This is a genomic window from Methylocystis sp. H4A (genome assembly GCF_015709545.1).
Lineage (GTDB): Bacteria > Pseudomonadota > Alphaproteobacteria > Rhizobiales > Beijerinckiaceae > Methylocystis > Methylocystis silviterrae.
In genome coordinates this window covers 18,039-41,183 of record NZ_JADNQY010000018.1, presented here as the reverse complement: position 1 = coordinate 41,183, position 23,145 = coordinate 18,039, and the positions used below count along the sequence as shown (strand labels likewise).

Sequence of the window (23,145 nt, the reverse complement as noted above, 5' to 3'; positions counted from 1 at the left end):
GTCGTAACCGCATTCGACGTTCCCCAACCGTAGCCAGCATTCAAGCCCGCGTAAAAGCCGGTCCAGATCGGCGGCGCGAACGCAACTGCGGGCGCAGCGGCCGTCCACCCGTTAAAGTGATAGTTGACGCCGACGCGCGCGATGACGCCGTCGTATCTCACCCGCGTCGCCAAGCTGTTGGCGAAGAGGAGGGCGCCTGGGGCGGCGCCGACAGCCAGATTCGTGCCGTCCGGATCCACGGCTCCCATCACGCCCGACGCGAAGCTCGCGGAGCCGAGGTCATAGTACAGAGCCTCCGCCTTCAGACTCCAGTTCGGCGCAAACATCCACTCGCCGCCGCCGCCGGCCGTCCAGCCCACACGCGTGTCGGCGTAGCGGCCGCCGCCGCCAAAGGTCGGAAAAATAGTCGGAAGGTTGTCGGAGAAGGCGAGCGAGTGTGCGGCGTCCGCATGGACGCCGCCATAAGCGAGACCGCCCGTCGCATAGGCCAGCAGTCTCGGCGTCACCAGATAGCCGAGACGGCCACGAACAGTGCCGAGCCAGTCGACTCCGGCCGTGACGACGCCCCCGCCACTCGCCAGGTTGTTGAGCCCGGAGAGATCCGGCCCAAACTGCACAGCCCCAAACTGACCGCCCGTTCCCCGGATTGCCGAGCCTTGAATGTCGGCCTCCAATCCCGCTACGACGCTCGGGCCCCACTGATAATTATAGCCGACCTGGCCGCCGCCGATGAAGCCTGACTGATTGACGGTCGCAACGCCGGCGTTGGCCGCCGCAGTATAGCCGACCGGGGTTCCCCAGAAGGGATCGGTCGCGAGAGTGTCGTAGAGAGGCGCGGCGCCGGTCGTAACCGCATTCGACGTTCCCCAACCGTAGCCAGCATTCAAGCCCGCGTAAAAGCCGGTCCAGATCGGCGGCGGCGGGGGAGGAACAGGCCCCTTGAGCGAAGAAAGATCGGCGGCAACAGCTGGGCTGCTGGCAAGCGCCATCGTCAATGCGATCATCCCAAATTTAATATTCATCGCCCCGCCCCCTCGGTGCTTTCCTTCACGAGCTTTGCCGGGGACCCTGTTATTTTTTGTCAGCAAAATCAATGTGGCTGATCGACGTCAATGCGCGGCTCTTTGGAATTTTTCCAGACAGTGACAAAATTGACACGCAAACTGGGGCCTGCGAAGCCGCGACAGCATAGGGTAACGGCGACGGCGCCCGGGCGATCCTTCCGCAGTCGCCTGCGCCGCCAAACGCCATCATTCGTTGATCTAACCTCCCCTTCGTTCCCTGAAGCTCCGCCAACGATAGCAGCCCTTTACCCCAGCGCGCTTCGCGTGCGTTACCGCCATTGCTTTCTTCGCGTTGCGCCTGGCTTTAAACAGCAATACACATGATCCCGTCACGCCCCGCGATTGTCGGAGGTATAATGGGGATTGTTTCATGGCGCTTTCTAGCGCCGCTGATTAGCCTTCTGGGCGCGGCCCGTCTGTATAAGCAAACTCAGCCTAAGTTCTGGTCAAACATAATCGGTAATGCCTCGCAGTCCACATTGCCTCTCCTGCTAGGCGCCCAGCTGGTTCTGCCGGTAGCGGCTGTCGCCGAGATCAACGTTAGACCGGACGCCTTAATGCACTATTCTTACTGCATCAGCCATGCGAAGGACCGCAGTAGCGTCTTTCTCCTGGACCGGGGAACGCTCTACCGTTGTGGGGATGACATCGCAGTGGCCTATTTCAATTATTTAGGGCGGCAACGCGTTCCCGAAAAACGCGTGGTCGAACTTGAAGGCGTCTTCATCTATCGAATGATTTGGGGCATCGGCAAGTGCTGGAACAAAATCGAGGATTCCGAAGGCAACCCGGTCTCGATCTACGGTTGCGACGTTTACGTGGAGCTTTGATATCGCTCCTGGCCGGGGCCAGCGCCGACTGCCAGATTGAATTTCGTGCGCTGAGTCAATTCTTAATCGGCTCAAGAAAGGAGCAGAAACATGCGGCAGAAGGGTTTGGAACGATCCGCTAAGGCGACCAGACGCCGCGCCCAATTGATGCATGCGCGGCGGAGACGTCGCGCCGGCTTCACGCTGGTCGAAATGTTGGTCGTGCTTGCGATCATAGGGTTAATCGTTGGGCTCGTCGGCCCGCGCGTGCTCAACTATCTTTCCGAATCCAAAGTGAAGACCGCTCAAATTCAGATGCAGAACATCGCGAGCGCGCTCGATCTCTTTTATATCGACGCCGGACGTTACCCCACGACTGAGGAAGGTCTGGGCGCGTTGGTGCAGCGGCCCGCCGCCGTTTCGTCCTGGAGCGGCCCTTATCTAAAGTCGACGGGCGTTCCCAGGGATCCATGGGGGCATGCCTACCTCTATCGAGCGCCGGGCAGGGACGGCCCCTACGACGTCGGCTCAAATGGACCAGAAGGCCGCGAAGGCTCCGCAAGTGCGATTTCTCGCAGCGAGCAGGCCAAGTGAGCGAGCCGCGTGACTTCAGACAGCAAAACGCGCAGCTCCATCAATAGGAGGCGCGACGGATTCGCCTTGCTAGCGGTTATCTGGGGCACCGGACTGATCGCGATGCTCATCATCGCTTTCATGGATTCCGGGCGTCTTCGGTTGCAGGCCGCCTTCAATATCGGAAGCGCAAACCAGGCGAGCTATGTCGCGGAAAGCGCGATCAACCTCGCAACACTCGCACTGCTTACGAAAAGAGAAGCCTCTCCGACGGGAGAGACGGTTTACGACGGCACGCCGAAATTTTGTGCATTGGACAGAGCTCTCGTGGCGTTGGCAGTCGAAGACGAGGCCGGCAAGATCGATTTGAACGCCGCGCGGCCCGAGCTTTTGCAGGCGGCGCTTCTTGGCCTCGGCCTCAGCGAGCGCAAAGCGCAGGAGGCGGCGAGCGCGATTGTCGCCTTTCGTACGTCGTCGACCGATGCCACGGCCCAGATGAGCTCGACGCGCGCAGGCGGCAAGCCCACGACATCCAAGGAGGGACTGTTCGAGACTATCATGGAGCTCGACCAGGTGAGCGGGGTAGACCCCACGCTCTTCCGCGCGCTTCTGCCCTTGGTCACAGTCCATTCGAATACCGCGGGGATCGACGCCCGTTCGAGCCCGCCCGCGCTCTTCGCCGCCCTTTCAGGATTTCCTGTTGAGGCCGTGAGAGCTCTTGCCGTGCAACCCTATCCGAATGATCTCAACCGCTCGGATCCACGCTTTCCGGCGAATTTCAATGAGCGAGGCAGCCAAAGCGCCTTTCTCATCCACGCTGAAGTTCGGCTTGCGACAGGCCAGACGATCGCAAGAGAAGCCATTCTGGACTTGCGCCCACCGAGCGGGAAGCAGTTTGCAATTCGCGAAATCAGACGCGGCCAGTCTCGCTACGCCGATCGACTGCGCGCCATCATTGCCGCCAATGGCGCCGGCGTTCCGGACTGCTAAGAGGCGTCAACGTGTCTCTTTGTCGGCACGCCAAGGGCTCTTCGACCAGGGATCCAATAGGGTGCGCCGCACCGATTGTTCGATGTCGTGAGGGCGTCCGATGGCGCGCGACGAGATGTCGAGAAGCTTACGCTTGTACTCCTCTGTAATCTCCCGGCCTTCGCTTAGGGAGCGCACAACATGGGGCGTAAGCATAATGATGAGCTCCTGTTTTCCAATGGAGTCACCATGGTTCTTGAACAGATTGCCGATCAGGGGAACGTCGCCGGCGACCGGGATCTGTGAAGAGTTCTTGCCGGTCTCATTCTTAACGAGCCCACCGAGCATCAACGATTCATTGTCGTTGACGACCACCTGAGTTTTGACCCTGCGCTGCTGAATTCGGGGCGTGGTGCTGTTGGGGTCTGACAAGGGATCGACGTTGGAGACTTCCTGTTCGATCTCCAGCATGACGCGTCCACTTTCGCTGATATGTGGCGTGATTTTTAGAATGACGCCTGTATTAGTGTAACTGACCGAGTTGAAAGTGTTGCCGATCGCCGAAACGCTGGTGAGCGTCTGCACGGGGATTTGGTCTCCGACCTGCAGAATCGCCTCTCGGTTGTCCAGCACCGTCAGTGACGGAGTTGAGATGATGTTCGTGTCGGTGATGGCGTTCAATGCGTCGATCGTTAACTGTTGGCTAGACGCTCTGAAGGCATAAGCGAAGCCGGGAAAAACGGCGCCCACGCTGGCGCCTAGTAAATTTTTGCCTAAAATGTCGTTCGCCGCTGGATTAGTTCCAGCGAAATTGCTGTAGCCGAAAAGATGTGGATTCGTCTGCATAAACCAACGGACGCCAAAACGAATCGTGTCGTTTAGCCGCACTTCGGCGATGGTGGCCTCAAGATAGATCTGATTGGGCAAAACATCGAGCGTCTCGATGACACGCCGGATCCGTCGATAGTCCTCAGGCGTCGCCATAACGATCAGCGCGTTTTTAGCGTCGTCGACGCCAACCTTGTAACGGTCGTCGTCGAGGCTGACCGCTGGCGTCGGCCCGGCCGGTCCGACCGTCTGCCCGGCGCCGGGCACGCTCAAGCCGGTGATGCTGCTAGGCGAGCCCGCGGCGCCGCTGAATCCTGGCCCGAAGCCGCCGCCCGACTGTCCGCTGTCGCTGGATCCGCTGCTGTTCGTGGCCACGGGGCCGCCGCCATTCGTCGGGCCCGCCGCAGACAAAGCTCCTAACGGGCCGGACGCCCCGCCAATCGCGCCGCCTGACGACTGGGACGATGAGCCGAAGCGCGGCGAAACATTCGAATCTGGCTGTCGCTTTGAACCGAAGATGGATGTCAGCACCGTCATAAGCTCTTTGGCGGGACGATTCTGGACACGGTACGTGAAAAACTGCTTCTCGCCGCGTTCAGCGCGTGCGTCGAGTTTTTCAATCCAAGCGCGGGCGCGGCCAATGTATTCTGACTGCGACGAGATTACGAGAATCGATGATAAACGCTTGTTGCCGATGAAACGGACCATGCCCCCCATTGGGCCATCTCGTTCGGAGCCGAAAACATTCTTGAGATCCTCGGCCAAAAGATCAGCGTCGCCGCTTCGCACGGGAACGAGCGCGAAGGACATTCCTCTCATCGTGTCGATGTCGAACATGTTGATAGCGTCGAGCAGCGTGGCGATATCCTGCGCTGATCCGTTGATCGTCAACGTATTGCGGGCGGCGTCGGCGCGCACAACGGAGCCGCGCTCGGCAATCGGCTCAAGCACGCGCTTCATCTCGGAAGCTGAGACATAGCGTAACTGGACAACCCTGACGGTTTCGCCTAACGGCGTGGCGTCGGGCGGCGGCGAGTCGCCGATGATTGCCGCGCCCGAGACGGCCGCCTGGTCGCTTGGAACAACTTTGTAGATTTGGCCGGCTTTGACGACAGAAGCGCCGGACACGCGTAGCGCGGACTGGAAAAGGTCCAGCGCCGTGCTCTTCGGAACGGGGTTGGCTGTATGAACCGTCACCTTGCCATCGAGTTTGGGGTCGACGACGAAATCGCCCCCAACGATGTCGCCAATCACGATCTTTGCGGCCTGTGCGATCGGAAGGTCTACGAGGTTAAGAGTCACGCCTTCTTCGTCGAGCGGTTCTAGCGCCGCTGACAGCGCCTTCCCGTCGCCGATCATCCGGCCCGTGCCAGTCGCAACGATGGCGGCTCTTCCCCCGCTTCTTGAGGAGGGCGCAACGCCCGAAGTTCTCACCGGGTCGCCGCGGGATCGCTCCTTCAGAGGCGTGACGTTCCATTCCGCCACGGGGGGGCCGCCCGACACCGATGAACCATTGCAACCGGCGAGGCCAGCGACCACAAGAGCCAAGACAGCTGCTTTGGGGATCAAACGCAATACCTTAGCACCCGTGGTGAGCAGAAGGCTGGACTGGCCCTGGAGAACGATTGATCTCTACTAAGCTTCACCGTTCAAGACAACTTGAGATGATTCGCGCTTCAGAAGCGAAGCGGGTAAGCTATTGTGTTCAATGGACTAAGCAGCTGCTAACGCCGTCTGGAGACTAGCTCAAGCGAGAGCGTTTAAACCGCCATTACGCCATGATCCACAAGTGGGCCACTCACGTGTTCAGCATGTTTTTTTCGCCGTCATGTCGGCGCCGGCGCCGGGCGATCGAGTCCGTGGCTCGCGACATCTTAGTTGGACGGTCCGAGGCGCGATCGTTGACCGCGACGGCGTGGCTTTCGCTCATCGGGCTCGGCGCATTGCTCGCGCAGAGCGCTGACCTTGGCTGGCTGTTGCTGCCGAGTCTGTTTCTTTTTGCCGCGCTGTGCGTGATCGCCCTGTTTGACGCCCGCTATTTCGTAATCCCGGATGGGCCGCTGCTCTTTCTCCTTCTTTGCGGCTTGGCATCCATGGTCGCCAATACGCCGGAAGCGATCGCCGAGCGGCTTGCCGGGGGGGCCCTGGGTTTCGCCGCGTTGCGCGCTCTCGCCCTCGCCTACGAGAGACTGCGCGGCCAGCCTGGCGTTGGCGAAGGCGACGCTCGGCTCTTCGGGGTCGCAGGCGTGTGGCTCGGCTTCGAAGGCCTGCCAAGCTGCCTTGTTTATGCGACGCTATCGGCGCTTTTGGCCGCCCTTGTCGGCCTGCGGCAGGGAACGCTCAAAAATGCGCGCACGCCCGTGCCCTTCGGCCCACATTTGGCGCTCGGGTTGTGGTTTGCCTGGGTCTTTGGCCAAATTGAATTCGGCTGAGCGTCACTGCTGGCGGATCGCCACAGTCGAGGCGACCTCGATGACCCGGCCGAGGCGCTTTGCGCTAATTTTCAAAGAAACGAGCGCCGGAAGCCCATCCGTGCTCCTCCATCCCACGCTCCAAGCCGGCGCCTGTCCCTTTTGCTCAGTGCCGAAATAGGAAATTTCGAGACCGGCCAAGCCCTGGAGAATGACCGTCTTCCGCATGGTCTCCCGCGCCGGCGCAAGACCCTCATTTGGCCGATAGACCTTCGTCCAGACGGCAAGTTCATCGCCATCGGGGCCAGTATCGACAGCGATCTCGGCAACGATTAGACCGCCCCATTGCGCGCCGCCCTCGCTCAGCATAACCAAACGGCACTTATTGGCCGAGCCCAAGAAAATAGGCGGTGGGTCGGAGCCGCCAGGTGGAACCTGATCCGGAGTGACCACGAAGCTCTTGCCGATGATCCAGGACGCGGCGCGCACCGCGCTCTCGATCTCGTCGATCGCCTCGCTCGCGCGGCCGCTTTCCCAACTTCGTCGGCCGAGATGAACTCCCCCCATGATCGTGGCGGTGATCAGCGAAACGAGGCTGATCGCCAGCAGCAGCTCGAGAAGGGTGAAACCGTCGCGCCCTATTCGCTTCACTGGAGCCACTGCTGTTCAACGGGCCTGATCTTGAACGAAGAGATGATGTAACTCTCGCCAAATCCAGAGGGCTTCTTAATCTGAAGCCGCGCGTGGAAACTTGTCGCGATCGGTTGCCCGGTCGCGCCGGCGACGCTCGGCCCCGGCGCGACCGAAAGCGACCAATGCAGCCCATCCGGATAGCGGCCACTCGATTCGCCATAAGGGACGGGCCCGTCGACGCCGAGCGCGTCCAGCTGGGAGGCGCCCTGACGCGCCGCGCGCAACAAGAAATCGGCGCGCGCCTGGTTGCGGGCGCCGCCGCTCACCCCCTCCAGCAGTTGCCCGAGCGCCGCCGCCAATATTGCGAGCGCCACGAGCGCCTCGATGAGAGAGAATCCCTGCCGCGATCTTAGCTGATTTCGCATTTGGCGCTGCCTGTTAACCAGTTCACGCCGATCCTCGCGCGCGCTTCCGGCGTTTGCAGGGTCATGTCGGCGCCCGTCGAGCCGCCATCGGGAAAGAAAGTGATCGCGCCGCTTTGGGTCGTTAACTGCTGCGTATTGGCGACATCAAGCGTGATCAACGCCTCGGCGGGAAACTTGCCCGGCGGGCCTATGGGCGAGGTGTAAGTCTTGCTGGAGAGGTCTACGACGATGGAAGCATCGCTATTGGTGGCTATGGCGCGCGCACGGGAGGCCCGCAACGTCTCACAAAATCTCTGCGCCGAAGTCTCGAGTCGGAGGCGTCCCGAACGCGGCCGCAGCAATTGTGAGGCCACGCTCGCGCCGAGCGCGATCAGCGCAATTACGACAAGCGACTCGAGGAGAGTGAATCCAGCGCGGCGTTCCCGCCCTTTCCTGAGCCGTCGCATCACTTTGCCGCGAGATCGTTGATGCTGAGCACGGCGTCCATGACGGTCATTATCAGCCCCCCGACAGCGGCGGCGATCATAATGGTCAGGGCGGGCGTAAGTAGGCCCATCGCTCGCTCGATCGAGCGTTGCGTTTGTCGCTCGAACATGGCGGCGATGCGCAGCAGCATATCGCCGAGTTGCGCAGTCTCTTCGCCTATGGCGATCATCTGTTTCACAACGGGCGGTAAATGGGGCACGGCCGCGAGAGAGTTGCTGAGATTGGAGCCGCCGCGCACTGCCTCGATTACGCCCGCAAATTCATGCCTAAGAAACTCGTTGGACACCGCCGTGCGCGCGCTCTCGAGCGCTTGCAGAAGCGGGACTCCGGCTTTCAGCATGGAGCCTAGGGTGCGGGAAAATCGCGCCGCAGCGAATTGCGACAGGAGTCCGCCGACGACGGGTATCCGAAGATAAATGCGCGCGATCGCAATCCGCCAGAGCGGGCGTGACTGCGCCATCTTGTAGATAATCGCGATAGCTATTGCGACTGCGCCGAGCGCGAGCGCGATGACTCCGACATTCGCCTCGATCTCGAGGATGAACTGCAGACCGGCCGGCATGTCCTTGCCATTGTCGGCGAAGATCGGAGCAATGCTTGGAACGAGCGTTCCGAGCACGATGCCAGTCGACACAAGAGCAAGCGTGATGAGCAGCGCGGGATAGACGAGCGTGCTCTGGATGCGCGCCTTCAAGTCCTGGCGGCGTTCGAGCATTTCGGCGAGATCCATCAGCGCTGGACCAACCCTACCTACTGTCTCCCCCTCGCGCACGACATTAATATATTCTAACGAGAAAACGTCTGCGCGGCGGGACAAGGCGTCAGAAAGCGATGCGCCGTCAACGATCGCCGCCAAAATCTCCTGCGCCAGCGCGCGCAGCGTCTCGGTGGGAGATTGCGCAGCGAGAATGCGCAGGCTTTGATCGAGCGGAAGGTCCGCCTGTTCAAGCGTGGCGAATTCTCGCGTGAAGAAAGCAATCTGGGCGGCGTTAGGACGTCTTCTACCGAAGACGAACCCAGCGACTGGCGACACCGACCTCGCCTCGTGCGTCTCGAAGGGCGTGAGCCCGCGCAGGAACAGAGCATGTTCCGCCTCGTCGCTGCTGGACGCTTCGATCTCGCCCTCCACGAGATCTCCGGAGCCACTATAGGCGCGATAGCTGAAGGTCGGCATGGCGTCAGTCCATGCGCGTGACGCGCGCGACTTCCTCAATCGTTGTTTCGCCGCGCCAAGCCTTGCCCATGCCGCACTGATACATGGTCGTCATGCCATCTTCGCGTGCGGCCGCCTCTAGCGCCGCGTCGGGGGCGCTTTCGCATACGAGGCGCTGCATACGCTCGTTCATGATGAGAAGCTCAGTAATCGTCGAGCGCCCAGAATAACCAAGATTGCGGCATTGTGGACAGCCTCTCGGCGTTGAAAGTCGGTCGGGGCCGCTTGCGAAGACTTCTCCCGCAAACTGCGCCCGAACTTGCGTGCGCGATTCGAGGGGCGCGGCGCAGGCCTCACACAGGCGCCTCACGAGCCGCTGAGCCAGAACCGCCTTCACTGTCGAGGCGATCAGATAATTTTCGACACCCATGTCGATAAGACGGGTGATCGAGGCGGTGGCGCTGTTCGTGTGGAGGGTCGAAAAGACGAGATGGCCCGTGAGCGAGGCCTGAATGGCGATGCGCGCGGTCTCTGAGTCGCGAATTTCGCCGATCATGATGATGTCTGGATCCTGGCGCAGAATGGCGCGCAACGTGTTAGGAAAGTCGAGGCCGATTGCCGGCTGCACCTGAACCTGATTGACACCCGTAAGCTGATATTCGATCGGGTCCTCGACGGTAAACACCTTCACATCCGGAGTCGTCAGCTCCTTGAGAGCGGTATAAAGCGTCGTGGTCTTGCCTGAGCCCGTTGGACCAGTGACGAGCACAATTCCATTGGGATTGCGCATCGCCTTTCGCAGTTGCGCCGTCGTCTTCGGCTCGAAGCCCAGCCTAGCGAAATCGAGCGCAATTTGGCTGCGGTCGAGAATGCGCAGAACGACGCTTTCTCCATGCGCCGTCGGCAGCGTCGAGACACGGAAGTCGATGTCGACGCCTCGGATCGCGAGTTTAATGCGCCCGTCCTGCGGCAGGCGACGCTCGGCGATGTCCAGGCGCGCCATGATCTTTATGCGCGAGGCGATCGCAGCTTTTAACCCCGGTGGCAGTGACTCGGCGGCGCGCAGCGCGCCGTCGATCCTGTAGCGGACCTGCACGGCCTCGAGCGAAGGCTCAATGTGAATGTCGGAGGCGCGCGCTTCGATCGCGTCAGCGATGATCTGATTAACGCGCCGAACGACCGGCGCCTCATTGGCGATATCACGAAGGCGCTGGAGGTCGAATTCGCTTGCGTCTTTGGCGCGCAGGTCGTCGTCGAGCACAGGAACATTGTCGTGACGCGCGCCATAGAGAGAGGACCAGGCCTTGTCAAACTGGGCCGGCGAGATGAGGAGCAGTTCGATTTCGTGGCCCGTCGAATAGGCCAGCGCCCGCACCGGTTCGAGATCTAGCGGATCGGCGATCGCAAGCTTCAGCCGCTGACCCTGAACCGAGAGCGGCAGCAGCCGATTGGCGTGAATGAATTTTTCGGGAATTTCATCGCGCAGCGGCGGTTCGAGCGGCATGTCTGCTGCTTCAAGCAAGGGAATTTTGAGGAATTTGCTGAGGTGTGCGCAAAGATCGGCTTCCGAAACAAGTCCGAGCTTCGTCAACACATGATCGAAGCGCTCGCCGCTCTGTGACGCCGCTCTGACAGAACGCTGCAGAGCCAGTTCGTCCATGGCGCTTTGGGCGAGGAGGAATGCGGCGAAGCTCGCCGCAAAAGCCGGAGTATTGGCGTCCGGCCAATGCTCCGCCCGATCGCCACGATAGGCTCGGATCTCAATTTGCGACTCCATCAAGAACCCTTCATCGGAGCGGACTGGCAAGCGTGTAATTGGACTTCGGAATGACACAATTGAGATTAATATGCGTCTACTGTTCAGGTCTTGTTGAGCGATTGTAATGTGGGACAGCAAGAATTCCAACACCGCAACGCTTCAGTCCGGTGCGGTGGCGGCGCTACGCTACGTGGCGTTTTGCTTGTCATTTGTTGCGCCTGCATGTGCCGAGACCATGGGAAAAACCTATTTCTTCGCGACGCAAGACGCATGCATCGCGTCAGGCGCCTTTACGAGACGAGAGTGCGTGGCGGCTTTCACCAATGCACGCGAGCAACTGCTCGACAAGGCCCCACGCTTTTCCGCTAGCGCCGAGTGTCAGCTGCATTTCCGCATTTGCGAGCCGACCTACGCGGAGCCGTCGATTGAGGAACCTTTGTCCTATGCGCCGTCCGAGGAGTCGAGCTATATGCCCTCTGAGCTTGGCGTCGAAATAATTGCATCTCCAAGAGGAGTGGAAGCGGCGCCAACGCTCGCGGTGGACACACCGCATGCAATCTTCGCGTATTTTCCGGTGTCAAGATCTTATAATTCGGACGACAGGTCTGTGCAAGAGAAAGCCCTCCAGGACAAGGCCGCGATTCTTTCGCCCGACCGATTTATCCCTTTCGCCAAGCACAAAGCCTTTACAGGCGAAGTGACGTTTGTAGCCGCGGCGCTTGGCGCAATCGAGGGACCGATCGGCGATGACGTGTCGGCGACGGAACCGCGCGAACAGCGTCGGCTACGGCTGAGAAACGCGCCATTCATCCCATAGCAGCGAAGTCTCTCACATCGGCAATGGTCCGAAATGGCAAGCGAGTTCTGGACGCGACAAGTTCTCGAGGGTTCGATCAAAACGATGGCGCTTCGGTTCCTAGCTTGGTATCGACGCGAATTCTTCAGCCTATTTCCCCCGGAGACGGTCGCCTGGCTAACCGATCGGGGCGACCGGCAGCTGGTTGTCAGGGCGGGAGGGCGCGATCTCTGGTGCCTGGACCCACGCGGCGCGCCGCTCTGGCGCCTTTCGGAAGACGAACTCGCCTCTTCGTCGCTCGAAGAGGCGTTGAGGCGTCATGAGCTAACGCGCAACTCAGTACGGATCGGGCTCGAGATCGAGGCTGATTCCTTCTTCGTGCGCCGATTCGACGTCCCACGCGCCGCGGCCGGCGCTCTACCCAAACTTCTCGTCGCTGACATCGAACGCAAGACGCCTCTACGTCTAACAGACGTACTTTACGACCACTCGATCGCGGAACATCCTACCGCTCCGGATAAACTGCGGGTGAGTCTGTGGATTCTGCGACGCGATATCGCCATGGAGGCCGCCGAACGCGCCGGCCTCGCCTTCTCCGACGTTGGCTTCATCCGGGCCGCTGGCCAACGCGAGGGCGGCGAGAAAGCGCCTCTCATCCGCTTGCACTCCGAGGCCCGGACGTCGTATCGATTCCGCAATCTGGCGTTTGGTCTCTGCGCAGGAATTTTTGCGTTTGTGCTGGTCGGCGTAGTGGCCACGCTATGGCGCCAAAGCGCCTTGAACGAAGAGATCGATGCAAAGATCCAGGAGATGTCTGTACGCGCCGCGCGCGTGCGCCAGTCTGTGGATCGGGCCTCCTCGGAGAGTCGCATCCTCTCAGTTTTGCGAAACACGCGCCGGAACGGACCGCAATTCGCTGATTTGTGGGAGGAAACCGCACGCATTCTGCCTGATGACGCTTTTCTTACCGATTTCCGGCTGAGTGAGCCCACACCCAACGAGCGGACAATTGACCTCGTCGGATTCGCGAGTTCGGCGGTCGGTCTGCCGGCGCGCTTCAACAAATCGCCACTGTTCAGCGACGCGGAGCTGACGGCGCCTATTACCCCCGACCCACATGAAAAGCGTGAGGGCTTTTCGCTTCAGGCGAAACTCGAAAACAGGAAGCAGGAGGGTGGGAAGTGAGACACCGGATCAGCGCCCCCTTCATTCGGAAGGCGCTCCGCCACTCGCGCCTAGGCCGCCGCTCCGTCTTTGCCGGCGTAAATCTGCTGGCGCTGCTGCTTTTTTATTTTGTATTTATCGAACCGGCGCGCCACATGATCGCGATCGGCGCCGATGCCATCGCCGAGCGTCGGCAGACGCTGGCGCGCTACGAAGCCGTTGTCGCGCATGAAGACCAGATCCAAGCGTACGCGCAGCAGGTGTCAGACATTAACGGCCGCGGCGAGCTCTTCGACGGCGACAGCGATGGCGTCATTAGCGCTAACTTACAGGCGCGGCTAAAGGCAATTTCGGAAGCGGCACAGGTGACCGTAAGGTCTATCCAGATGCTTCCCCAAAAGGCCTTTCAAGGAGTAGCGCTCGTTGGCGCGCGGCTCGACGTCTCGGGGTCGTACGGCCGCATTCATGCGCTTGCCCGTGCTCTAGAAGGCGAGCCGCCGTTGCTGATCATCACCACCGCAACAATTCACAATCAGACGATGTTTTGGGGCGCCTCGCAAGAGACCGATGAACTAGAGGCGCAATTCGATGTCTTCGGCGGCGCACCTAAAAAAGGCCGTTCATGATAAGGGCGAGACGACAAGTTCGGTTCGCGGCATTGCTGCAGAACGCGCTGCCGCGGTTCTCAGGCGTCAAGCAGATGCAGCTTTCGCCGCTCTCAGCGATCGCCCTAGTTTTCTTATCGGCAATTTTTTCGGGGACGGTGATCTTCGCCCTCTATGCCATCGTTGGCCCCTTGAGCCCCGATAGCGGTGTCGGGGCGCCTGACTGGACGCCGCCGGCGCTGACTGTGGTCGAATTGAGCGCGCCCAAGCTTGCATCGGCCGATGTTGAATCCCTGTCGCGACCAATCTTCTCGAAGAACCGCAAACCGCTGCGCAAAACCGACTCAGCATCGGCCTGGGCGGCCAACCTTTCTAATGCGCCCACCGATCTGATCGTCACCGCCATTGTACGGCACAAGAAGGCGGCCCAGGCGTTCCTCTTCTCGGCCGGCTCGCCTCAGGGCGCGTGGCGGAAGGTTGGCGACGCCGTGGACGCTTGGACCGTCGCCTCCATAACCAGCGCAGAAGTCATTTTGCAAAGCGGCGTCCAATCCGCGAAAGTAAAACTCTATAAACCACCGTTGGCGCCTCACGAAACTCAGCACTAGTGTGGTTTCTTTTCAGAATGCCTCATATCCAGCGGCGGCGAAAAAGTCGGCGCATTCGGCGGTGATGTCGCAGGTCTCCGCGACGAGCGAAGAATCGATCCCTTGTGCGCGTCGATATCGCCGACAGCGGTGCCGTCCCGCTCGCCGGCGGCAGAACCGCCGGTCTTGTTAGCGCGTTCCCACCATATGGCGCTCACTTTGGAAACCGACGCTCCTCTCGGCGGCTTTGAGCAGGAGCGTCTTGAGCTTCAAGAAGGCTTTCTCAATCAGGTGAGAGTCAAGGCTTTAGGGCGGCAGGCAAAGGAGCGTCGCCGCCACGGCCTCGGGCAATCGATGGATCAATGAAGAGGGCCAGGATCTGGCCGTTTTCGACCAATTCCGCGTCGCTCGATGCATGATGGGGCTGGACCGTGGTCAGGAACCAGCCGCCGCGGATTAACTCCGCGGCGTCTACCACGCCCGAACTCTCCTCGTCGTTTGTGAGGAAGGTCGGATTGTTTGATGCGTTGCCTCCAAAGAACTTAGGATTGTGACGGGCGACCTGGACAAGTTGGCCGCTGTCGATTCCATAGACGTAGATTCGGCCCAACCGGTCATTGCCGCCGACGTCCTCCTGCAGAACGATGCGCCCGAACCCGTCAATCGTCATGTTGTCGAACATCTGGTAGCCGGGGTCGGCATCCGGCGTCGTGGCGGCGCCCGGATAGAACTGATTAGTGAGCAGCATCTCGATCGAACCGCCCGCCTCTGGCCGCGCGATATTATCGAAGCGCAGTCGCCACAGCCGCGAAGGACGCCAAGTCGTCGCGTCCGACGTAATGCGGCCGGTCGTGATGAAGTAGTAGTCGCGCTGCCTGCCCGGGCGCGGATCCCAGGCGCCGTCCTCGATGCGGATGAACTGCGTCACCTTGTTCGCGATCGCAGCGTCCTGGATTTGCACGCCCATCTTGTTCGACACATCGCCGAAATTGACGACTTCGAATCGGGCCGAAGTGACGGCGGGCGCCGCCGAAGCGAATACGAAATCCTTGTTCTCGCCAGTGACGACTTGGCCGTCACGAACCACGCGCACGCCGTAGAAGTTGCCGTTGGTAAGACCCGCCTGCTCGATTTGAGCGCCATGCGGCTGTTGGGAGCCGACATACATGTAGAGTTCGCTGGGCGGTTCTTTGCAGCCTGACTGACCCGCGGTGCGACAGACGTTTGTCTCAGCCGTGACGTTGGTCTCCCGTCCGGCGTCGTCGTTCAGCATCACGATAGTCTTGCGATCGGGAAACGGATTCGCCAGAGCGTTTTCGAACGACATCTTGCCCAGCCGCGGCAACTCGAACGACTTGTCCCTTTCTGGTCCATCGAGAATGTGTGCGAAAACGCGGCCGTGGTCGGCGGCGAACGGAGGCGACGTCTCCTCGCCACTCAGGAAGATGCGGCTTGGCGTGCGCAGTCCGTAAGCCTTCGGGTCCGCAAGGTCCGCAGAACAGAGCCGCTCGAGCGCAGTCGCGCCGGCCGAATAACCGGAGCCATTCCAGGTCAGAATGTCGTTCGGGCTAGTCATGTGGTCGCGACCCGAAATCACCTTCAAGGTCACGCGGTCGATCGTCCACTGAGATACGAAAGCGCCCTTGGAGCCGTGCGCGCGCGGCGTCCCCAGGCCGCGCCCGAGCTCATGGCTCATCACCAAATTGAACGACCGCGCCTTGTGACCGAACCAACGACCGAAGACGTTGCTATCGGGGAGCCAGGCGCCGAGCCCGTCGGGAATGCCGACCATACGGTAGCCGCCAACCGAGTCGCCGACCGTCAGCACCGAGGTGACGGAGACGCCTGCAACCGTAGGAACAAGGTACGGTTCCGTGGTCGTGCTGGGCCCTATGTTCTGGGCCGAGACGGAATTTGCATCCTGCGCCGAAGCGGAATTTGCAGACGCGACGCCGAGGATCGCGGCCAGCGCCAGGCAATGCTGTCGATTCATACTTCGCCCCCGAAAGATCAAGTTTAAAACGAGCTTAAACGCGAGCGCGAACCTAGGGGCGGCGCGTTACAGTTTTTCAACGGGTATGTGTTGGCGGCGAATTTGCGCTTCGGATCCCTCTCGCCTGATGTCCGCGTCAGGCGAATCAACCACACGCCGTCTCGCCTTCTCATCAAGACCATGCCGAGATTGAGCGTGCGATAGCGAACCGTGACAGGAACCCAGGGCTTCCCTGGTCGTACGTTAGCCCTCTCGCCGAGATCGACGCCGCCGTCGCCATGGTCGTCCACGAGATCAACGCTGCCTGATGAAGGGCTTCAATATCGGGCGGGCCGAACGTTTCGCCACGATCGACCGGCCGGCTCTGAAGGGCTGCCGCAAGAAGTGGGTCGACGTGCGCGTCGCCGGTCTTCGCGACATTGTTTTTCGTGATTGCACTGGGCGAAGCCGGACCAATGATGTCCCCGGCGCCATCGCTCCGGCATGGTGCAAATCGAGGAATTCGCCGTGTCGGCGTGTCTCAACGAAACGCCTCAGGCCGAGGTCACCGCAGTTCAACGACAGTAGTAGGACGGCATGATCCTTTGATAGCGTACCCAATTGCCTCCAGGGCTGCCATTAACTTCGCTTGCAACACATTTCGACCCGACTCTGACGAAAGGGGTTGTGTACCCCCACGGGTATTCCGCGGTGCTGGAAGGAAGCCCGGTTGCGGGATCGTAGCTCCAAGGGGCCGAAAAACCCCAGTCGCGGATCGCTGGGGCGCGGGACCAGTCCTCACAGCACCATCCCTTCTCGATCCATGGTCCCAGGCGCGGAGCACCCGGGGCGCGCCACCCCTGCCGCCTATGCGCTGATGCCGCTTGCTGAGACGGCATTACCGCAAGGAATATGAAAAGACACACAGCGCATGAGGAACGCAAAGACATGACGACCTCCACTCGGACCCCTTAACACAAAACGTCAACGACGTCGGCGATGATCAATCGATCGCTTCTTTATATGCGGAGCGAGAAGCGCCACTCGACTGAAACCTATTGCAGATATATCCGGTCATCCGGACATTTGCTTTAGCGGCTTCCTTAGGTGGGCGATATTGCGGCGAGCCTTTCTTTGTCGGCAAGCCGCCTTTTCTAAAAAGCCATCGGACTGAGATAGCCCAGCGTCGAATGTAGCCTTTGATGGTTGTAGAACAGGGTTTGAGAACGCCCACGGGACCGCTTCCGAATCTTTTGTATCCGTGGCAGCCTTGGTTATATTCTCAAGCCAGGATGCTCCTGACACCGATACTCGCAGCGCTCGTGAATGCCGTGAAGGATTTTGCGCCCCACCGTTCACGCCGATGGTAGTTATGCCTATTCATACGACCACGTCCTGATCTTCGTGCCTGCCTCAATACAAGCGTGCCGAGCGTGATTTTTGGACGCGCACTTGGAGGCGCAGCTCAAAGGAGCAGACTCGCAGTTGCTCCAAGAGGGATTTAGAAGCGCTGACTATCTCGGACGTGGGCGCTACGCGGTAGTCCTGGAGCGCTCCCGCGCTAAAGGCGAATCGTCTTTCTTTCCGTATCATGAGATGAAGGTGTTTGGCATCAGCCGCAACCGGACAGCACCATCCTGATTGGCGGTTCCCGACCAGGCGCGACCGCCCAAGGATTCAGATATGAGCATCGAGGCCATCGTCTTCTACATCCTCCTCATCGACGCAATCAGCGCCAACCTGATGTCACACTTCGGCAGAGAATGGTACGTGCGGCACTTCCGCACCATCTCGCGCTGGTTTCCGCCGGCCGAGGGCTGGGCGCTCTACTACCTGGCGCTCGTATTGTGGGTCGGCTCGCTCCTGTACCGCACCGGCATGCTGTTCTAATCCTCACGACAACGCCTGACGGCCTATCTTCAGCGGCACAAGTGGCTGAGCAGTCTCCCCCTCCCCATTCGGCGCGCGACACTGCATGTCATATACGCGCGGGTGCTCATGCGAGGCGTCTGCTGCGAAATTCTCGCTTCCGTATGTTTGGAGAGGAACATCCGAAGCACGAGAACGAGATCCGCCGCATATCCCGACGCGCCCAAGTCAACCGCCGCACGAATGTCGGAGACAATCATCTTACGTACGGCACTTGGGCCGCGCTTCAAATTCAAAAGGTAACTCGATAGCAGCGATTGATGCCTTGTCGAAAGGACAGCCCCCGAGAAGAGCTCGTTTGTTTCGAGCGCCGCGAACTTTGCGCATTCTTCAAGGGTAATCATCGGTATGACTCCACCTTGGCCGCTCATGGCGACCATATACGTTGTTTCGTTTGAAGCTGACCTCGCATTGCTCGTATGCTGCGCCGCAAAGAAGAGCTGCGTGCGAGCCAGGCGGAGAGCCGTCGAGGAATGAGTCTTTCTACCAAGACATTGTGAACCCGCTGTGGCGTCGCTCGCACAATGTCATGAAAAATATTTAATTACATTCCGACGGAACATTTTGAGCCACCGCCCAGTGCTTCTAAAGCCCGTGTGTTTCGCGCGCGCTTGTCGGCATGCGCCTGCTGCGGCATTCCTCGGCGACCCCGGAAGATGTCGACCTCCTTATCAGCCCTCGTCGCTTTCTTCGTAGGAGCACCATCGCAGAGCTCAACGACGCATTTCGTCGTCAGGGCGCATCAGGCGTTACCTGCTTCACCAACGGGCTCGCCGCGCCCCCCACAACGGCGCAGGAGGCGCAGGAACAGATTGTGCGCCGCGTTGGGGAGTTCGACGCCTTCACCGAGGGCAGCGATCCCTATGGCGAGCACGATCGAAATCGGCGATACATACAACGACCTTGGCGCTCGCATCGTGGCACCCGAGAGCGATCTCAATCTCGGGATTGTCATCCTGCTCAACGGCGCGACCACGACCGCCTTCTCGATCGACACCACCACGCCCGGCGAGCACACCCTTCTCTACATCGTCACTTCGCCTACCACCGACCTCACCGGCGGCATCATGCGCTCCATCACCATCTCTCCTGCCAAGCAATCGCCTGCGCCAGTGGAAGAACACCCGAATCCCTTCACCTCACAGCCCGCCAACGATAACCTTCCGCTACAAGGCGAGGTTGGTCAACGCGGTTCAAGGTGAGGAGAGGAGGACGCCCTCATCGCGGCGAAGGCATAGGACCGTTCCGACGGCTTCACCGCAGCGGTCGCCATGGGTCGAGATCGTTATTGTGGCGCCAGCAGTCGTGGGAAGCGCGCAACTTCTGGGTTCACTACAGAAATTGAGCGCCACGAATACGCGCTCTTCGCCAGAAACACGCTCATAGGCGAGAATGTCGTCGCTAGAGCACAATAGACGCCATTCGCCCTTGTTGAGCGGGGCGCGCTCGCGCCTGTAATGGAGCAGCTTTCGCGTCAAGGCGAGGATCGATGATTTGTCGTCGCGCATTGTCGCGACGTTGCGTGTCTCGCGGTCTGGCGTCAGCGGCAGCCAAGGCTCGCGCGTCGAAAATCCCGCGAATTGGCCTGCGTCCCATTGCATGGGCGTTCTAGACGGATCACGGCCGACGCCAAGGTCCGGCTCGCGCTTCGTCCAAGGGTCCTGCACGCGATCCGCCGGAATATCGACATGCCCGATCCCGATTTCATCGCCATAATAGAGCGTCGGCGTGCCGCGAAGCGTCAGGAGCAGCATGGCGGCGACCCGCGCCTGCGCCACGCCAACGCGCGCCGCAATGCGCGGCCTGTCGTGATTGCTGAGCACCCAATTCGGCCACGCGCCTTGCGGCAGCGCCGCTTCATATTTCTCGATCAATCGGCCGATCTCGGCGGCGTTCCAGCGCGCGTCTAGAAGCTGGAAATTGAACGGCAGATGGACGCCTTGCAGCTCTTTGCCGTAATAGGCGATGAGCCTCTCGATCGGCAGATAGATTTCGCCGATCAGCAGGCGATCGTCAAACTCATCGACCACCCGTCGCATCTCGGCGATGACGTCATGCACTTCGGGCTGGTCCGAGGAATAGGTCTGGGCGAGACGAATGATGTCGGGCCCTTCTCCGGTCCAACTCGGATTGGCCGGATTGTCGCGGAAGGCGGCGTCCTTGACGATATGCGAGATCACATCGACGCGAAATCCGTCGACGCCGCGTCGCAACCAGAAACGCAGCACGTCATGCATCGCAGCGCTAACTTGCGGATTGCGCCAGTTGAGATCGGGTTGCTCTGGCAAGAATGAGTGCAGATAATATTGTTGCGTTTGCTCATCCCAGTTCCAGGCGCCGCCGCCGAAATGGCCGAACCAATTGTTCGGGGGCCCGCCGTTTGGCGCGGGATCGCGCCAAAGATACCAGTCGCGCTTGGGATCGCTACGCGCGCTCTTGCTCGCGAGAAACCAGGGATGCGCATTGGACGTATGGTTTGGAACGAAATCGATAATGATTTTCAGTCCTTTTGCATGCGCCTCATCGACAAGCGCGTCGAACCGCGCAAGCGAGCCAAAGAGCGGATCGACATCGCAATAGTCGGAGACGTCATAGCCGAAGTCATGCATTGGCGAAGGATAGAAGGGCGAGAGCCAGATCGCGTCGACGCCGAGCCAGACGAGATAGTCGAGCCGGCGCCGCACGCCCTCGAGATCGCCGACGCCGTCGCCGTCCGAGTCCTGAAAGGAGCGCGGATAGATTTGATAGACCGTTCCTGTTCGCCACCAGGAGTGCGGCATGTGCGCCTCCAACGCGCGTTAAGTCGAAATCATGCGCAAGCTTGCGGTCAGCAAATTTTTCCGGTCCGCGCTGAGGCCGACCAGAATGTCGAAAGCGCCGGGCTCGAACATGGGCTCCATATCGTCGCCTGGAAAGGAGAAGCTTTCTGCGGTCAGCGTGAAAGCAACCGTCTTGCTTTTACCGGGCTCCAAGGCGACCTTGGCCCAGGCTTTCAACTCCATCAGCGGGCGCGCGACACGCGCCGTGACGTCATGAAGGAAGAGAAAGATCGTCTCTTCCGTCGCAACCTCGCTCTCATTGCGCGCATCGACGCGCGCCTCGACCTCATCGCCGAGCGTGAACTCAAGCCGATTGATGCGAAGATTCGTCAAGGTCACGCGCGCAAAGGAAAGTCCGTGGCCGAAAGGAAATTGTGGCTCAACAGGACAATCGAGATATTTGCTGCTGTAGAAATTGTTCGCGTCCGGCGGGCGCCCCGTCGATCGCGACGCATAGAAAATCGGAACCTGCCCGACATCGCGCGGCCAAGTGACGGCAAGCCGCGCGCAAGGATTGAAGCGGCCCGTCAGCACATCGGCGATGGCGCGGCCCGCCATATCGCCAAGCAACCATGTGGCGAGCACGGCCTGCGCCTGTTCGAAGAGCCAAGGCGCGGTCAATGGGCGTCCGCATGAAAGAAGCGCGATCGTCGGCGCGCCGGTCGCTATTATCCTTTCCGCAAGCTGGCGTTGTTTTCCAGGCAGTCCCGGCGTCGCGCGACTGGCCGCCTCGCCGCTCATGCTGGCGGATTCTCCCAAGCAGAGCACGACGACATCCACGTCCCTCGCCAGCGCGCGAGCCTGTTCGATTCCGCTCTCGTCGTCGCCCTCAATCGAGACGCCCGCGCAATGAATGATCTCAAAAGCCATCAAGGCGGCCTTGAGCCCTTCGAGGATTGTGACGCAATTTTCAGCGGCCCCGGCCGCAGACCAGGGACCAAGCATGTCGGCGCGCGCATCCGCCAGGGGTCCAATGACGGCGATGCGGCGCACATCCGCGGCAAGCGGCAAAATGCCCCGATTGGACAGCAGCGTGATCGCGCGCCGGGCGGCGTCCAACGCCAGCTGCCGATGCGCCTCCTGAACGCCTTCAGCGGGCGGCGTCGCGAACCGATAGGGATCGTCGAACAGCCCAAGCCGCTCCTTTAGTCGCAAGACGCGCGCGACGGCTGCGTCAATGTCCGCTTCAGCGACGAGGCCGCGCGCCAGCGCCTCCGGAAGGCAACGCAAATAGGCGCCGCTCACCATATCCATGTCGACGCCGGCAGTGAGCGCAAGGGCCGCCGCTTCGACAAGATCGGCGGCGACGCCATGCTCGACGAGCTCCGTGACCGCCGTGTAATCGCTCATGATGACGCCGTCGAAATCGAGTTTACGCCGCAAATATCCGTTCAACAGCTTGTCGTGCGACGTCATCGGAACGCCGTTGACATTGTTGAAGGCGGACATGATTGCCGCGCATCCTGCTTCGACGGCGGCGCGAAACGGCGGCAGATAGACTTCGTGTAGCATGCGCTCCGAGACATCGACAGCCGCATAGTCGCGTCCTGCTGTGGCGGCGCCGCCCGCGCAGAAATGCTTGGCGGTCGCCGCGAGCGCGCCTCGATCGCTCAGGCGCTCGCCCTGGAAGCCTCGAATTTTCGCCTGCGCGAATTTCGATCCGACAAAGGGGTCTTCACCCGGTCCCTCCGCAATCCGGCCCCAGCGCGGATCGCGCGAGACGTCGAGCATCGGCGCGAAGCTCAGATGAATGCCCTCGCATGCCGCCTCTAGCGCCGAAGCGCGGGCCGTGCGCTCCCATAAGAGCGGATCAAAAGCGCCGGTCTCCGCAAGCGGAACCGGAAAGATCGTGCGATATCCATGGAGAATGTCGAGGCCAAAAATCAGCGGCACGCCCAATCGAGTCTCCTCGACCGCAAGCCGCTGCGTCCGCGCGACGACATCGGGCCCCCAAAGGTTGAAGACGCCGCCAACCAGGCCGGCGCGAATGTCTTGCGTCGTCTCGCCTGGGACGATTGGGCCAGTGGCGACCTGCCCGGCCGTGACGAGGTTGAGCTGGCCGAGCTTCTCCTCGAGCGTCATGGCGCGCAGAAGGGACTCAATCCGGCTCATGGCGTCGCCCACATAATTATTCGTCGTTTCGACCGTCCGTCTCGGCGCGGA

At 60.6% G+C, this 23,145-nt stretch carries 21 protein-coding genes; 11 read left to right on the top strand and 10 right to left on the bottom strand.

The features are described from left to right. A partial coding sequence (locus IYW40_RS04560; RefSeq protein WP_196399582.1) for an outer membrane beta-barrel protein occupies window positions 1–1,022 on the bottom strand: 1,022 nt, incomplete at its 3' end. A gap of 398 nt (window positions 1,023–1,420) precedes the next feature. On the opposite strand from IYW40_RS04560, the gene IYW40_RS04555 reads away from it, so the two are divergent. From IYW40_RS04555 to IYW40_RS04545, 3 genes are all read left to right on the top strand, one after another. Next, a complete protein-coding gene (locus IYW40_RS04555) occupies window positions 1,421–1,894 on the top strand; it encodes a hypothetical protein (RefSeq protein ID WP_246720639.1) in 474 nt (157 codons plus the stop codon). A gap of 147 nt (window positions 1,895–2,041) precedes the next feature. Continuing rightward, window positions 2,042–2,467 carry a type II secretion system major pseudopilin GspG gene (gspG, locus tag IYW40_RS04550; RefSeq protein WP_246720650.1) on the top strand — a complete coding sequence of 142 codons (426 nt, stop codon included), beginning with the start codon at window positions 2,042–2,044 and terminating at the stop codon, window positions 2,465–2,467. Between the two features lie 66 nt (window positions 2,468–2,533). Next, window positions 2,534–3,436 carry a type II secretion system protein GspK gene (locus IYW40_RS04545; RefSeq protein ID WP_246720638.1) on the top strand — a complete coding sequence of 301 codons (903 nt, stop codon included), beginning with the start codon at window positions 2,534–2,536 and terminating at the stop codon, window positions 3,434–3,436. A gap of 6 nt (window positions 3,437–3,442) precedes the next feature. On the opposite strand, the gene gspD is transcribed toward IYW40_RS04545, so the two are convergent. After that, window positions 3,443–5,485, bottom strand: coding sequence for a type II secretion system secretin GspD (gene gspD, locus IYW40_RS04540; RefSeq protein ID WP_348644232.1), 2,043 nt, complete (start codon window positions 5,483–5,485; stop codon window positions 3,443–3,445). Between gspD and IYW40_RS22215 the strand changes: the two genes are divergently transcribed. Together IYW40_RS22215 and IYW40_RS04535 are read left to right on the top strand one after the other, a co-directional pair. Next, entirely contained in the window at window positions 5,429–5,569 is a 141-nt protein-coding gene (locus IYW40_RS22215) for a hypothetical protein (protein ID WP_348644233.1), read from the top strand. The genes gspD and IYW40_RS22215 overlap by 57 nt on opposite strands. A 575-nt stretch (window positions 5,570–6,144) precedes the next feature. Beyond that, the gene (locus IYW40_RS04535) at window positions 6,145–6,675 is read left to right on the top strand and encodes an A24 family peptidase (RefSeq protein ID WP_246720637.1); all 531 of its coding nucleotides are present in this window, start codon (window positions 6,145–6,147) and stop codon (window positions 6,673–6,675) included. A 3-nt stretch (window positions 6,676–6,678) separates the two neighbouring features. On the opposite strand, the gene IYW40_RS04530 is transcribed toward IYW40_RS04535, so the two are convergent. Genes IYW40_RS04530 through IYW40_RS04510 form a run of 5 tightly spaced genes read right to left on the bottom strand, consistent with a single transcriptional unit; the run spans window position 6,679 to window position 11,128 of the window. Beyond that, a complete protein-coding gene (locus tag IYW40_RS04530) occupies window positions 6,679–7,305 on the bottom strand; it encodes a prepilin-type N-terminal cleavage/methylation domain-containing protein (RefSeq protein ID WP_196399579.1) in 627 nt (208 codons plus the stop codon). Then, a complete protein-coding gene (locus tag IYW40_RS04525; protein WP_196399578.1) occupies window positions 7,302–7,712 on the bottom strand; it encodes a prepilin-type N-terminal cleavage/methylation domain-containing protein in 411 nt (136 codons plus the stop codon). Before IYW40_RS04525 ends, IYW40_RS04530 begins: the two co-directional genes overlap by 4 nt. Further along, the gene (locus tag IYW40_RS04520; RefSeq protein ID WP_196399577.1) at window positions 7,697–8,158 is read right to left on the bottom strand and encodes a GspH/FimT family pseudopilin; all 462 of its coding nucleotides are present in this window, start codon (window positions 8,156–8,158) and stop codon (window positions 7,697–7,699) included. Before IYW40_RS04520 ends, IYW40_RS04525 begins: the two co-directional genes overlap by 16 nt. Next, entirely contained in the window at window positions 8,158–9,372 is a 1,215-nt protein-coding gene (locus IYW40_RS04515) for a type II secretion system F family protein (RefSeq protein ID WP_196399576.1), read from the bottom strand. Before IYW40_RS04515 ends, IYW40_RS04520 begins: the two co-directional genes overlap by 1 nt. A 4-nt stretch (window positions 9,373–9,376) precedes the next feature. Next, window positions 9,377–11,128, bottom strand: a complete 1,752-nt coding sequence (locus IYW40_RS04510; protein WP_196399575.1) for a GspE/PulE family protein — start codon at window positions 11,126–11,128, stop codon at window positions 9,377–9,379. Between the two features lie 106 nt (window positions 11,129–11,234). Here IYW40_RS04510 and IYW40_RS04505 point away from each other — a divergent pair, with 106 nt between their 5' ends. The 4 genes from IYW40_RS04505 to IYW40_RS04490 all read left to right on the top strand — a co-directional run bounded on the left by IYW40_RS04505 (window position 11,235) and on the right by IYW40_RS04490 (window position 14,283). After that, window positions 11,235–11,927: a DUF1190 domain-containing protein gene (locus tag IYW40_RS04505; protein WP_196399574.1), complete on the top strand. Its 693-nt coding sequence runs from the start codon at window positions 11,235–11,237 to the stop codon at window positions 11,925–11,927. Window positions 11,928–12,011: 84 nt separating this feature from the next. Then, window positions 12,012–13,091 carry a PilN domain-containing protein gene (locus tag IYW40_RS04500; protein ID WP_246720636.1) on the top strand — a complete coding sequence of 360 codons (1,080 nt, stop codon included), beginning with the start codon at window positions 12,012–12,014 and terminating at the stop codon, window positions 13,089–13,091. Beyond that, entirely contained in the window at window positions 13,088–13,696 is a 609-nt protein-coding gene (gspM, locus tag IYW40_RS04495; RefSeq protein ID WP_196399572.1) for a type II secretion system protein GspM, read from the top strand. Before IYW40_RS04500 ends, gspM begins: the two co-directional genes overlap by 4 nt. A 74-nt stretch (window positions 13,697–13,770) precedes the next feature. Beyond that, window positions 13,771–14,283 carry a hypothetical protein gene (locus IYW40_RS04490; protein WP_196399571.1) on the top strand — a complete coding sequence of 171 codons (513 nt, stop codon included), beginning with the start codon at window positions 13,771–13,773 and terminating at the stop codon, window positions 14,281–14,283. A gap of 277 nt (window positions 14,284–14,560) precedes the next feature. Here IYW40_RS04490 and IYW40_RS04485 read toward each other — a convergent pair whose 3' ends face one another. After that, window positions 14,561–16,255 carry a phytase gene (locus tag IYW40_RS04485; protein ID WP_196399570.1) on the bottom strand — a complete coding sequence of 565 codons (1,695 nt, stop codon included), beginning with the start codon at window positions 16,253–16,255 and terminating at the stop codon, window positions 14,561–14,563. A gap of 1,662 nt (window positions 16,256–17,917) precedes the next feature. Between IYW40_RS04485 and IYW40_RS04480 the strand changes: the two genes are divergently transcribed. Continuing rightward, entirely contained in the window at window positions 17,918–18,124 is a 207-nt protein-coding gene (locus tag IYW40_RS04480; protein WP_196399569.1) for a hypothetical protein, read from the top strand. A 902-nt stretch (window positions 18,125–19,026) separates the two neighbouring features. Then, complete coding sequence (locus IYW40_RS21645) at window positions 19,027–19,365, top strand: hypothetical protein (protein ID WP_246720635.1); 339 nt, start codon at window positions 19,027–19,029, stop codon at window positions 19,363–19,365. On the opposite strand, the gene IYW40_RS04470 is transcribed toward IYW40_RS21645, so the two are convergent. Both IYW40_RS04470 and IYW40_RS04465 read right to left on the bottom strand, forming a co-directional pair. Continuing rightward, on the bottom strand, window positions 19,357–20,943 hold the full coding sequence (locus tag IYW40_RS04470; protein WP_196399567.1) for an alpha-amylase family glycosyl hydrolase: 1,587 nt from the start codon (window positions 20,941–20,943) through the stop codon (window positions 19,357–19,359). The genes IYW40_RS21645 and IYW40_RS04470 overlap by 9 nt on opposite strands. Window positions 20,944–20,961: 18 nt before the next feature. Then, the gene (locus IYW40_RS04465) at window positions 20,962–23,094 is read right to left on the bottom strand and encodes a glycoside hydrolase family 3 N-terminal domain-containing protein (RefSeq protein WP_196399566.1); all 2,133 of its coding nucleotides are present in this window, start codon (window positions 23,092–23,094) and stop codon (window positions 20,962–20,964) included. Between the last annotated feature and the right edge of the window lie 51 nt (window positions 23,095–23,145).

Excerpts from the sequence above, each read along its gene's own strand:
- IYW40_RS04555 (WP_246720639.1), top strand. The coding sequence starts at position 1,421 with ATGGGGATTGTTTCATGGCGCTTTCTAGCGCCGCTGATTAGCCTTCTG.
- gspG (WP_246720650.1), top strand. The coding sequence starts at position 2,042 with ATGCATGCGCGGCGGAGACGTCGCGCCGGCTTCACGCTGGTCGAAATG.
- IYW40_RS22215 (WP_348644233.1), top strand. The coding sequence starts at position 5,429 with ATGAACCGTCACCTTGCCATCGAGTTTGGGGTCGACGACGAAATCGCC.
- IYW40_RS04525 (WP_196399578.1), bottom strand. The coding sequence starts at position 7,712 with ATGCGAAATCAGCTAAGATCGCGGCAGGGATTCTCTCTCATCGAGGCG.
- IYW40_RS04520 (WP_196399577.1), bottom strand. The coding sequence starts at position 8,158 with ATGCGACGGCTCAGGAAAGGGCGGGAACGCCGCGCTGGATTCACTCTC.
- IYW40_RS04515 (WP_196399576.1), bottom strand. The coding sequence starts at position 9,372 with ATGCCGACCTTCAGCTATCGCGCCTATAGTGGCTCCGGAGATCTCGTG.
- IYW40_RS04510 (WP_196399575.1), bottom strand. The coding sequence starts at position 11,128 with ATGGAGTCGCAAATTGAGATCCGAGCCTATCGTGGCGATCGGGCGGAG.
- IYW40_RS04505 (WP_196399574.1), top strand. The coding sequence starts at position 11,235 with ATGTGGGACAGCAAGAATTCCAACACCGCAACGCTTCAGTCCGGTGCG.
- IYW40_RS04500 (WP_246720636.1), top strand. The coding sequence starts at position 12,012 with ATGGCGCTTCGGTTCCTAGCTTGGTATCGACGCGAATTCTTCAGCCTA.
- IYW40_RS04490 (WP_196399571.1), top strand. The coding sequence starts at position 13,771 with ATGCAGCTTTCGCCGCTCTCAGCGATCGCCCTAGTTTTCTTATCGGCA.
- IYW40_RS04485 (WP_196399570.1), bottom strand. The coding sequence starts at position 16,255 with ATGAATCGACAGCATTGCCTGGCGCTGGCCGCGATCCTCGGCGTCGCG.
- IYW40_RS04480 (WP_196399569.1), top strand. The coding sequence starts at position 17,918 with ATGAGCATCGAGGCCATCGTCTTCTACATCCTCCTCATCGACGCAATC.
- IYW40_RS21645 (WP_246720635.1), top strand. The coding sequence starts at position 19,027 with ATGGCGAGCACGATCGAAATCGGCGATACATACAACGACCTTGGCGCT.
- IYW40_RS04470 (WP_196399567.1), bottom strand. The coding sequence starts at position 20,943 with ATGCCGCACTCCTGGTGGCGAACAGGAACGGTCTATCAAATCTATCCG.
- IYW40_RS04465 (WP_196399566.1), bottom strand. The coding sequence starts at position 23,094 with ATGAGCCGGATTGAGTCCCTTCTGCGCGCCATGACGCTCGAGGAGAAG.